12 protein-coding genes are annotated in these 9,662 nt (G+C 69.9%); all 12 read right to left on the bottom strand.

Going from position 1 to position 9,662, the window contains the following annotated elements; all coding sequences use genetic code 11:
• Positions 1–1,271 (bottom strand): IS701 family transposase (locus tag BA062_RS39420; RefSeq protein ID WP_245960024.1); only part of this gene is annotated, 1,271 nt, incomplete at its 3' end.
• Positions 1,272–1,424: 153 nt separating this feature from the next.
• Positions 1,425–2,366, bottom strand: coding sequence for a helix-turn-helix domain-containing protein (locus BA062_RS39415; RefSeq protein ID WP_245960255.1), 942 nt, complete (start codon positions 2,364–2,366; stop codon positions 1,425–1,427).
• A gap of 91 nt (positions 2,367–2,457) precedes the next feature.
• A complete protein-coding gene (locus BA062_RS39410; protein WP_110344212.1) occupies positions 2,458–3,093 on the bottom strand; it encodes a PIG-L deacetylase family protein in 636 nt (211 codons plus the stop codon).
• Complete coding sequence (locus BA062_RS39405) at positions 3,090–3,947, bottom strand: 5'-3' exonuclease (RefSeq protein ID WP_245960254.1); 858 nt, start codon at positions 3,945–3,947, stop codon at positions 3,090–3,092. Before BA062_RS39405 ends, BA062_RS39410 begins: the two co-directional genes overlap by 4 nt.
• The gene (locus BA062_RS39400; protein ID WP_110344211.1) at positions 3,947–5,071 is read right to left on the bottom strand and encodes a glycosyltransferase family 4 protein; all 1,125 of its coding nucleotides are present in this window, start codon (positions 5,069–5,071) and stop codon (positions 3,947–3,949) included. Before BA062_RS39400 ends, BA062_RS39405 begins: the two co-directional genes overlap by 1 nt.
• The gene (locus tag BA062_RS39395) at positions 5,064–5,630 is read right to left on the bottom strand and encodes a phosphoribosyltransferase (protein ID WP_110344210.1); all 567 of its coding nucleotides are present in this window, start codon (positions 5,628–5,630) and stop codon (positions 5,064–5,066) included. The genes BA062_RS39400 and BA062_RS39395 overlap by 8 nt, the downstream gene beginning before the upstream one ends.
• A 49-nt stretch (positions 5,631–5,679) precedes the next feature.
• The gene (locus BA062_RS39390) at positions 5,680–6,195 is read right to left on the bottom strand and encodes a helix-turn-helix domain-containing protein (RefSeq protein ID WP_110344209.1); all 516 of its coding nucleotides are present in this window, start codon (positions 6,193–6,195) and stop codon (positions 5,680–5,682) included.
• Positions 6,196–6,262: 67 nt separating this feature from the next.
• Positions 6,263–7,243: a radical SAM protein gene (locus tag BA062_RS39385; RefSeq protein WP_110344208.1), complete on the bottom strand. Its 981-nt coding sequence runs from the start codon at positions 7,241–7,243 to the stop codon at positions 6,263–6,265.
• Complete coding sequence (locus BA062_RS39380; protein WP_168214228.1) at positions 7,240–8,274, bottom strand: glycosyltransferase; 1,035 nt, start codon at positions 8,272–8,274, stop codon at positions 7,240–7,242. Before BA062_RS39380 ends, BA062_RS39385 begins: the two co-directional genes overlap by 4 nt.
• Positions 8,271–8,759, bottom strand: a complete 489-nt coding sequence (locus tag BA062_RS39375; protein WP_110344206.1) for a DUF6884 domain-containing protein — start codon at positions 8,757–8,759, stop codon at positions 8,271–8,273. The genes BA062_RS39380 and BA062_RS39375 overlap by 4 nt, the downstream gene beginning before the upstream one ends.
• On the bottom strand, positions 8,756–9,313 hold the full coding sequence (locus BA062_RS39370) for a formylglycine-generating enzyme family protein (RefSeq protein WP_110344205.1): 558 nt from the start codon (positions 9,311–9,313) through the stop codon (positions 8,756–8,758). Before BA062_RS39370 ends, BA062_RS39375 begins: the two co-directional genes overlap by 4 nt.
• A 3-nt stretch (positions 9,314–9,316) precedes the next feature.
• Positions 9,317–9,662: RNA-dependent RNA polymerase family protein (locus BA062_RS39365; protein WP_484266827.1), on the bottom strand; the 346-nt coding region annotated here is incomplete at its 5' end.

Below are 9,662 nucleotides of genomic sequence, written 5' to 3'. Positions count from 1 at the left end.
TACTCCAGCTGTAGTTCGTGATCGGGTGCTGGGTTTTCGTGTCGTCGCTGGTAGTGGCTTTGCCGGGCGTGATGTTGGTGTCGTCGGCGCCAGGTGGACCAGGCCAGGATGTCGGCGACGCGGCGGGCCGGCTTGAGGATGAGCTGGGCGTAGAGGTGCCTGATCTCGTTGCGTGTCAACGGGATCAGGCCCTCGTGCGGTGGTGTGTGGCGGGCATGGGCGGCGGCGATGGCGAGGAAGGCGTGGGCCAGCATGACCAGCGTGGTCCAGCGATACCAGGAGGTCCAGGTGCGGACCTGGTGCTCGTCCAGGCCGGTGAGTTCTTTGCCGGTCTGGAACGTTTCCTCGATCGTCCAGCGACGCCCGGCAACGCGGGCCAGCTTGGCCAGTGAGACCCGGCGGGGGCTGTAACAGCGGTAGAACGCAGTCTCCCCGGTGCGCCGGTTGCGGCGCATCAGGATCCAGTGATAACCGGTGGTGCCCGCGGGGTGCAGCCGGATGCGGGCCCACAGGTAGTAGCGCCGGCCTTTCGCGCCCGCTCCGGCGGAGAGCTTCTGCCAGGCCCGTTTCGGTAGCGCGGCCGCCCGCTCATCAGCTCGCACGCTCTGCCTGCCGGGCCCGGGAATGCGATGGTCGCAGGCCACGGCCAGCACATAGGCCTGTCCGCGTTGTTCGAGCGGATCGCGCAGGCCGGCAGCGTCTTTGCCGTAGGCCTCGTCCCCGGTCACCCACCCCACCCGCACGCCCGCGTCCAACGCCCGGGTGATCATGGCCAACGCGAGCCGGGATTTCGTGGTGAAGCGGGTCGCGGCGGGCACTCCGGCCCGGTCCCGGCGCCGGGGGTCCTCGGCCCAGCTTTCAGGCAAATAGAGCTCGCGGTCGATGAACGTATGCCCGGCCGGGGTGGAATACGTCAGGAACACCGACATCTGTGAGTTCTCGATCCGGCCCGCCGTGCCCGTGTACTGCCGCTGGACTCCGACCGACTCGGTGCCCTTCTTCAGGTCGCCGGTCTCGTCGATGACCAGCATCGCATCCTGATCACCCAGCTGCTCGACCACGACCTCGCGCAGGTCGTCACGAACCCCGTCCGCGTCCCAGCTCGCGCGCGAGAGCAGGTTCTGCATCCCATGCGGGGTCTTGTCCCCGACAGCCTCGGCGATGGTCCAGCAGTTCACCCGAACCAGCCCGGCCAGCAGCCCCTGCACGAACCGCCCCGCGCGGCGACGCGACTCCACCCGCGCGAACCGGTGCCCCATCCGCACGAACATCTCACCCAGCAGCGACTGCCACCCCGCAGGGTCTACGCTGGCAGCCGCGGCCACCACATGATCTTGAGTTGTCTTCACAAACACCATGATCACGTGGTGGCCGCGCCCATCTCACCGGCCCCTCCAGCAAGATCACGAACTACAGCTGGAGTACTAGAACTCGCCGGCTGGCATGACATGGCACAGCCCGCCGCCGTCGGCGACCTTCCCCCCGTCGCGCTCGTGCAGGACGAATCGGTGCTGGCCTGAGCGGTCCCGGCGGATGGTCAGCGTGCTGATCCCCGGCGACATCAGCAGTCGCTGAGGGTCGAAGGGATCACCGATCGCGGTGCGCAGCGGCAGCGCGGTCCAGTTCGGGACGGAGCGGTTCGACGCCAGCCACGCTGCCTTGAACTCGTGCGCGAGGGCTTGCTTGACGTCGAACACCTCGAAGAAGGTGGTCGTCCCGAAGCTCAACTCCAGCCCGTGATCGACTCGCAAGTCGAGCAGTCGATAGCTCAGTCGGTTCTCCAGCAGGCGCGGGCGGACGATGTCCCACACGGCTCGGCTGTATCCGGAGTACTGATCGCCCCGGTCGGTCATCGGCAGCACGTGCCCGAACGAGCCCAGTTGAGGAACGGGTCGTTGCTGGCCGGCCCAGACCAGGCGCACCGAGTTCAATGGGACCGGCTCGTCGAGCAGCCAGCCGGGGCCAGCCAACACATGGCCACCCGGTGCGCGGTGTGATTCGGGGTAAAGCCAGGCGGCCAACTCGGTCAGCTCGCGGCCCCGTACTCCCGGCGCGTTCCGCACGCGGAGCCATTCCTGCTGGCTACGCTGTACCTCCGTCGCAAGAGCACCGTCCGGTGCCGCCGTGGCGGCCGGTTCTGCTTCGGTCGGCGGCTTCGTTCGGCGCAGGATGTCGTCGAGTTCGGTCAGCGAGATCCGCAGGCTCGTGGCGAGGTCCGGCCGTTGCCACGGTTGAGGGGCTTGGGCGCCCCGTTCCCAGCGACCGATGGTGCTGCGGTCGATACTCAGTTGCTCGGCCAGGCTCTCCTGCGTGAAGCCAGCGGCGAGACGGCACGCGGCCAGTGGGCTCACCTGCTCGTTCGTCATCCGACCACCCCATCAGGCTCCTGCCGCATCGTATCGGTTTCACGCGCGTATTCGCAGGTCAAAGGGTTGTCAGCGGTATGCGGGCAACTGATCACAAGGCCAACGACGCCGGGAGGCGGCCGAGCACGGGCAACGGTACGAAGTTCTCTGCGTTGCGCACGCCGATCCGGCCTCCCCACAGGCGGGAGAGCGTCTCGGCCATTGGTCCGAAGTGGTCGGTGATCGGCTGGGAGACGTGGGTGGCGAGGGCGCGCTGTTTGCGGTCGTAGGTGTCGGTGATGTCGACGATCGTGTGCGCGGGGATCGGGCCGTCGAGAGTGAGGCTGTTGTAGGTGTCAGCGGTATAGACCCGGTGCGGGTAGCCGGTGGCGATGACGACGTCAGGCAGGGCGGTGACGAGGGTGTCGGCCACGGTGCGGTGGTCGGGGTGCACATCGCGGAGCGGATGGGTGATGACGACCTCGGGCCGTACGGCAAGCAACAGTTCCCGCAGGGCCGTCACGGTGGGCTGGTCGTACTGGTACAGCGTGGCCCCCAGGATTGCCGCACCGGCCGCTGCTTCGGCGTCCCGGACCGGTTCGGCGTGGTGTGGGACGGCGATGGTGACGGCGGCCCCGGAGTCCGCGCAGCGGGCGAGGGTGCCGCCGGCCCAGAGTTCGGCGTCGTCGGGGTGGGCCATCACGGTCAGCACCGACGACGGCGGCGTGAAGAACGGCGCGGCGGTCACCAGAGTCCTAGCTTCTCGATGACTTCCGCGGGCTTGGGCAGCTCGCGCGTCGGGTGGCCGGTCGGCTGGTGCGGGAGGTCGAGGTCGGTGCGCATTCGGATGAGGTCGCGCCAGGCGAGCACCTGCTGCCAGGCGTCGGTGACGGCGGCCTTCTTCGCGCCGGTCAGCCTGTCGGAGGTGGGGAGTTGTTCGAGGTGGAGCCCGTCGGCGAGCAGCTTGGCTGCGGTGCCTGCGCCGATGCCTTTCACGCCGGGGATGTTGTCGGACGGGTCACCTTTGAGTGCGCAGAAGTCGGGCCACTGGGCGGGCGTGACGCCGTAGCGGTCGAGCACCTCGGCGGGACCGATGTGCCGTCGGCCGCGCTTCATCACCGTGTTCAGCGCCCGGACACGCTCGTCGACGAGTTGGTAGAAGTCGCGATCGCCGGACATGATCCAGATCCGGCGTTCGGGCTCTCGCTGGCGGGTGGTGGCGACGAGGGTGGCGATCACGTCGTCGGCTTCGGCGGTGTCGATCTCGATCCAGCGGATGCCGTAGCCGGTCAGGGCCTGCTGAACGTGCGGGATCGCGCGCAGCGGCTTGAGGGCGGCCTCGTCGAGGACTCGGTTGGCCTTGTAGTCGGCGTCGCTGTCTTTGCGGTCGGCGGCGCCGTGTTCACCGTCGAACACGACGAGCACCTCGGGCGGTTGCGGCATCTCTTCGCGGATCGCGACCCGCAGCAGTGCGAAGAACCCGAACTCGGCGGTCAGGTCACGGGTCTTGTCACGGGAGTGGATCGGGGCGGGGAACCCGAAGGCCGCGCGCCAGAGCAGGTTGTGACCGTCAACCAGGAGCAGAGGGACGCCAGCAGGCATCACCGCACCGCCTTTACGAATCTCTCGGCGACTGTGGTGGGCAGATAGTCCCGCGAGCGGTAGTACGCAGCCCTGGATAGTTCGGCGTAGCGTACCGGATCTTCGAGCAGTCGCTCGGCGGCGCGCCACAGGCCGTGCTCGCCCCACGATCGGGGGACGATCACGCCGCCGGCACCGTCGCCGGTGCCGATCAGAGTGGGCAGGTTGTCCACGTCGAAGGCGACGACCGGGGTTCCGACGCTCATCGCCTCCAGCGCGACCAGCCCGAAGCTCTCGCGCAGCGAGGGCACGATCACCGCCGCGGCCTGCGCGAGCCAGGCCGGCACCTGGTCCCAGGCCAGGCCGCCGCCGTGGACGGTGCCGAGTTTGAGGTGCGCCGCGGAGTAGCGGCAGCGGTCCAGCTCGGCGGCCTGGCCGCCGGTGGTGACCTCGAACCCGGCCTCGCCCACGACTACCTCGATGGTCCGGTCCACCAGGCGCCCGGCGTCCAGCAGGCTGCGAACGTTCTTCTCCGGCCCGAGCCGCGCCAGCACGCGGATGGGGCCGTGCCGCCGCAGCGCCTCGCGGCGGGAGTCGCTCGTCGGGGCGTGGTCGTGGAGCAGGGCGTTGGGCACCACCTGCCAGCCACCGCTGTCGTAGCCCCGCTGGTGAGCATGGTCGAGCACGGTCTGGGATGGCGCGATGACGAGGTCGGCGCGGTGCAGGGCGGGCCGCAGGTCCTGGTCGTGGCCGACGACGTGCATGGCCAGCACCGAGCGCGCTCGCCCGACCGGTGCCGCCCGGCCCAGCCCCCACAAGCCGTCGGTGTAGACGGCGACGTCGACCCGGTGCCGTCGGTACAGCTCGCACAGTTCGGCGGCGAGCAGAGTGTCCTGTCCGTGGGTGCTGATCGCGTCGCGGAGTTCGTCGTCGTCGCAGGGGAAGGTGACGCCGACCGAGCCCAGCCTGAGCACGTCGTTGTCCGGGGTGTGGATCGGGGCGGCGGTGAGGATGAGGCTGCGGTGGCCGAGCTGGCGCAGGCCGTGCGCGAGGGCGGCGGTGGCGCGTTCGATCCCGGCCGGCGCGTTCGGGGCGTAGGAGGCCAGGACGAACGCCACAGTCAGCGGCGTCGTCGAATCAGGCATGGCGGGCGACCTCTTGCGGGGGCGGCAATGGGGTGGTGTCCTGGTCGGCGGGCGGTTTCTCCCACGGGAACAGCACCCAGTCCGAGACGGTCCAGATCGAGTAGTCCGGCAGCGTGCTCGCGCCGGTGTTGAGGCACAGGACCGCGGTCAGCACCTGTGCGCTCGGGCTGAGCAGCGGCGCGAGGTCGTGGTGGAGGCGGTGGAGGGTGGCGCCGCTGCCGCAGATGTCGTCCACCACCAGCACCCGGCCGTGCATCCGCCGTCCGTTCAGCGCGCGGGCCAATGGGTCGAGGTCGAGGGCGACTTTGCCCGTGGCTTGTTGGTAGGTGGCATCGCCGCTGTTGTGCTGAGCGCGGACAGTGCGGGCTTTCACGCTGAGCGTGGAGGCGATCATGCGAGCGGGTGCGGTGCCGCCGTTGGCGATGCCGATCACGTGCTGGATCGAGTCGTGGTCGCGCAGGATTGCGCCGGCCAGCAGCGTGGTGGCGTCCCGGAGGGCGTCCGGAGTGAGCCGCCAGATCTGTTGGTGCTCGAACACACGGCGTGCGGTGGTGGCCATGCGGGAAGTCCATTCGTCGCGGTAAGAAGGGGAGATCGCGGTCTTGCGGTCAGGTGCGCGATGCGCCGGCCAGGTCACGCAGTGCGTGCGCGAGCTCGTTGCTGGTGGTTCCAGCGAGTGCGGCCAGCGCGGAGAGCGCGTGCCCGTCGAGTTCTTCGACCGGAGGCAGTCCTGCGGGGCGCTGGCGGACGCGCACGGCCGCCCAGCGGCGCAGGTGCGTGAGCCGGGGGTCGGCGGTCCGAGCGAGGGTGGACAGGTCGACTTCCACCCGATCGTTGGTGTCGGCGCCGAACGCTCCGGTGATCGCGCGCAGCAGGAGTTGGTCCGGCGGTTGGCCCAGCACCGCGCACAGCTCCACCAGTCGCTGGACCGAGATACGGCGGGTACCCAGTTCGTAGGTGGCCAGCGTTTGCAGGGACACCTCGTCGTTCTCGGCGTCGGCGCTCTCGGCCAGGTGGGCGCGCATCTGCTTACGGGTCCAGCCGCGTTGTTTCCGCGCCGCCCGCAGTTCGTGGCCCAGCACCTGCGCGAACCGGTCGAGCTGGCCACTGGTCGGCGTCCTCATCGCCTGTCCTTCCCGTGTGTGCGCCGACCGGTCGGGCTCGGCGGTGCGCTGGCGGTCGAGTGGTTGGTCATGCCGAGCCGTCCCGTCCGCTGAGCGCCAGGTCGTGGACCCCACGCAACGGGCGCAGGGTGGTGATGCCTTGGACGCCGGGCTCGTTGCGCCACACCTGGCCGTCGGCGCGGATCACGGTGAAGCCCCCGGCGGCCTCGCGGGTGCGCAGTCGCACCGCCACGTCGGCGGTGGTGGTCAGCTCAGCGAGCAGGCCGCGCGCCTCGTGGTCGGTGAGTTGCTCGGCGTCGGCGAGGGCGGCCCCTTCCCCAATGGGCAGCATCTGCAGGAAGGTCACCCCGTATACCCCGAGGGCAGCGGCCAACTCGACCATCGGGCGGGCGCTGGTGCGCGCGGTGGAGCGCAGGAGCACGGTCTGGATCTGGGTCGGGATGCCGTGGGCGACCGCCGCGCGGATTCCCGCGACGGCGCGGTCGAAGCTGCCTGCCCCGCGCCAGCGGTCGTGGCATTCGGCGTCGGGGCCGTCCAGGCTGACTCGCACGGCGTCCACGCGGGTGGCCAGGGCTTCGGCGCGGCGGGCCAGGTGGGTGCCGTTGGTGGTGACGCTGACCGCGCAGCCACCGGCAGCGAGGGTGTCGATCAGTTCGGGCAGCTCGCGCAGCAGCAGCGGCTCGCCGCCGGAGATGTCCACGCCCAACACGCCGGACTCGGCGAGCAGACCGGCGATGCGGTGGCGGTTGGGCCGGGCCAGCTCGGGCACGGTCTTGTCGTCCAGGCAGTGCGGGCAGGCGAGGTTGCAGCGCACCAACGGTGACCAGCACACGCTGATCGGCACGTCGGCCTGCACCGCTGCCGGGTGGACTTCGGGCCAGGCGGCGATGTCGGCGTCGGAGAGCCGGACGCGGCCGGAGGGGAGTTCGGTATCGGCGCGGTGGGTTTGCCCGGTCAGTGGGTCGTGAACGACAAAGCCGGTATCGCAGCGGCGCGCGGTGAAGGTTCGCGTCAGAGTGGTGGGCGGGGTGGATGCGGGCGGGATCATCGCAGTACCTCGCAGATGCGCAGCAGGTCGGTCATGGCGGTAGTGAACGCGCGGGAACGCCCCGTCGGGGCGGGCTGCCGGATGAGGTCCCAGTAGCGGGCGAGGGTGTCCGGCCAGGTGGCGAGCTTCTGCTGCCACTGCTCGTCCGCGTCGGGTGGATCGAGGTGGAACCCGACGGCCTGCCGAAGCGGGATCACCAACATGCCGGCGGCGATCAGACACGCGCCGAGGTAGGTGTCTTCCATGCCCCAGCCGATGCGCCCGAACTCCGGGTCGAAGCCCCCGATGTCCACCACGGCCGCGCGCGGCACGGCGACCAGCGCGGTGACGACCATGCGCGGCAGATCCCAGTCCACGTAGCGCTGGCCGTAGCCAAGGTCGACGAAGTCGTGCGTGTGGTCCAGCGGGCTGCCGTCGACCGGCTCGGTCAACGTCACGCCGGTGTAGAGGAGCGGGCGGCCGACCGGTGGCCGCCACACGACGCGGTGGTCGGCCGCCAGGTTCGGGTGTTGGGCCAGGACTCCGTGCCCGCCCTGGTGCGCCTCGTAGGGGAGGTTGTGGCGGAAACCGACCAGCACGCTGGTGTCGGTGGCGCGGGCGGCGATGTCGGTGATCACGTGCGGGGGCAGGAGCATGTCGCCGTCGAGGTAGAGCACGGTCTGGCCGCGGGTGAGCGCGGTGCCGAGGTTGCGGGCGGTGGCGGCGCCCATCCGTTCCGGCAGGCGGATGGCCGTGGTGACGATCGAGTGCCCGGCAGCGATGGCGGCCGTGTTGTCAGTGCTGGCGTCGTCCACGACGATGACCTCGAAGCGGTATCGGTGGTGCTGGTTCTCCAGGGCGTCGAGCACGGCGAGCAGGCAGTAGCCGACGTTGTGCGCTGGGATGACCACCGAGACCGTGCGCACGGCGGCCAAGGGAATGGTGGATGGCGTGGGCTCGTGCCAGCCGAGGCCGGCGATGGCTTCCCAGCTTCGGGTGCTGCTGGTGTGAAAGTTGTTGCGGCGCAGCAGTTCCTCGTGCAGGGATGTCATGCCCACCCCCAGCGGCGCAAGTGCTCCAGCCCGTCCTGCCAACCCCACGGGGTGGTGACGACCGCGAGGTGCTCCAGCCGGTCCGGGCGGTCGAACACGTGCTGTAGGGCGAGCAGGTAGAGCGGCTCGACGATGATCAGCAGGTGCCGCAATGCGCGGGTGTCGGCGAGTTCGGCCTCCAGTTGCCCGGACACGGTCTGCTCGTGCAGGCGTAGGGCGTCAGCTCGGGTCCGCAGGCGCCGGTCGTAGGTACTGATCGGGTCATCGGGGCGCAGCAGGCCATGTGCCGCAGAAAGGATGCGGATCCGAGCGCGGAGGACAGGGTTGTTGGCGAAATGCGCGCGCGCGTGCGGAATGCACCCGCCCTGGTACAGCTCCAACGCTGGGATCGGCGAACTCGTCACGAGCTTGGACCGCGAGCAGTTGAGGATGATCAGGCCCTCGTCGGGCAGGAGCACCCGCGTCGGCCGCTGGTGGGAGGTCACGGTTCACGCACCACCCGCAGGCCGATGCCGCGCGAGCGCAACTCGGCGGGGGCGGCGTTGAGAAAAGTGCACTGGGCATACAGCGGCGGCGAGGCGTAGGAGCCGCCGCGAATGACGAACCCGTCGCGCATCGCCTTGCTGGCGGTCCATTCCCACACGTTGCCCGCGACGTCGAGCGCACCGTCGGGGGTAGCGCCGTCGGGGTGGGTGTCGACCGGGGTGACCGTGTTGTGTCCGGAGTCCCGGAGGTTCGCACGCGCCGGTTGCCACGGCGCGTCGCCCCAGGGCCACCGTCGCCGGGTGGCCCCGGCCGCCATCCACTCCCACTCCGCCGAGCGCGGCAACCGCCCGCCCAACCGGCTGGCGATCTCGGCCGCTTCGGCGTGGCTGACCTCGGCGACGGGAAACCGCGGGCCCAGATCGGGATGCTCGCCGGGCAGGTGTCCGTAGGCGATCGGGGTGCGCGTCCACAACAACGTCGGTACCGGGACCGGGCGGGCGTCGTCACCGAACGGGCAGACTCCGCCGGGAACCTCGATCCATTCCACGTCCATGCCTCAGCCGCCGATCAGGAACAGGTCTTCGACGTTGGCGTCTTCGCGGATACGGCTCTTGGTCTCGTTGGGTCGCAACCGAAGTAGCTGCAGGGCGTCGCTGATGGCGTAGAACGCTTCCTGCGCTTCCTCGCGGGTGCGGGCGAAGGCGACGTAGTTGTCGGCGAACCGCACGATCCTCAGTCCGGCCAACTTCTTGTCCACTTGGGATAGCCGGAGGTTGATCAGCATGGGGGCCAGGCCGGAGCCCGGTGCGATCGGGTGGGGCATCGCGGCCAGCGCGGTACGCACGAGGGCGAGAAAGGTGCCGTCGTGGATGTGTTCGGCGTGCCAGTCGATGACTTCGGTC

The organism is Prauserella flavalba (assembly GCF_003202235.1).
Lineage (GTDB): Bacteria > Actinomycetota > Actinomycetes > Mycobacteriales > Pseudonocardiaceae > Prauserella_A > Prauserella_A flavalba.
This window is presented reverse-complemented; position numbering and strand designations above follow the sequence as displayed.

Excerpts from the sequence above, each read along its gene's own strand:
- BA062_RS39415 (WP_245960255.1), bottom strand. The coding sequence starts at position 2,366 with ATGACGAACGAGCAGGTGAGCCCACTGGCCGCGTGCCGTCTCGCCGCT.
- BA062_RS39405 (WP_245960254.1), bottom strand. The coding sequence starts at position 3,947 with ATGCCTGCTGGCGTCCCTCTGCTCCTGGTTGACGGTCACAACCTGCTC.
- BA062_RS39400 (WP_110344211.1), bottom strand. The coding sequence starts at position 5,071 with ATGCCTGATTCGACGACGCCGCTGACTGTGGCGTTCGTCCTGGCCTCC.
- BA062_RS39395 (WP_110344210.1), bottom strand. The coding sequence starts at position 5,630 with ATGGCCACCACCGCACGCCGTGTGTTCGAGCACCAACAGATCTGGCGG.
- BA062_RS39390 (WP_110344209.1), bottom strand. The coding sequence starts at position 6,195 with ATGAGGACGCCGACCAGTGGCCAGCTCGACCGGTTCGCGCAGGTGCTG.
- BA062_RS39385 (WP_110344208.1), bottom strand. The coding sequence starts at position 7,243 with ATGATCCCGCCCGCATCCACCCCGCCCACCACTCTGACGCGAACCTTC.
- BA062_RS39380 (WP_168214228.1), bottom strand. The coding sequence starts at position 8,274 with ATGACATCCCTGCACGAGGAACTGCTGCGCCGCAACAACTTTCACACC.
- BA062_RS39370 (WP_110344205.1), bottom strand. The coding sequence starts at position 9,313 with ATGGACGTGGAATGGATCGAGGTTCCCGGCGGAGTCTGCCCGTTCGGT.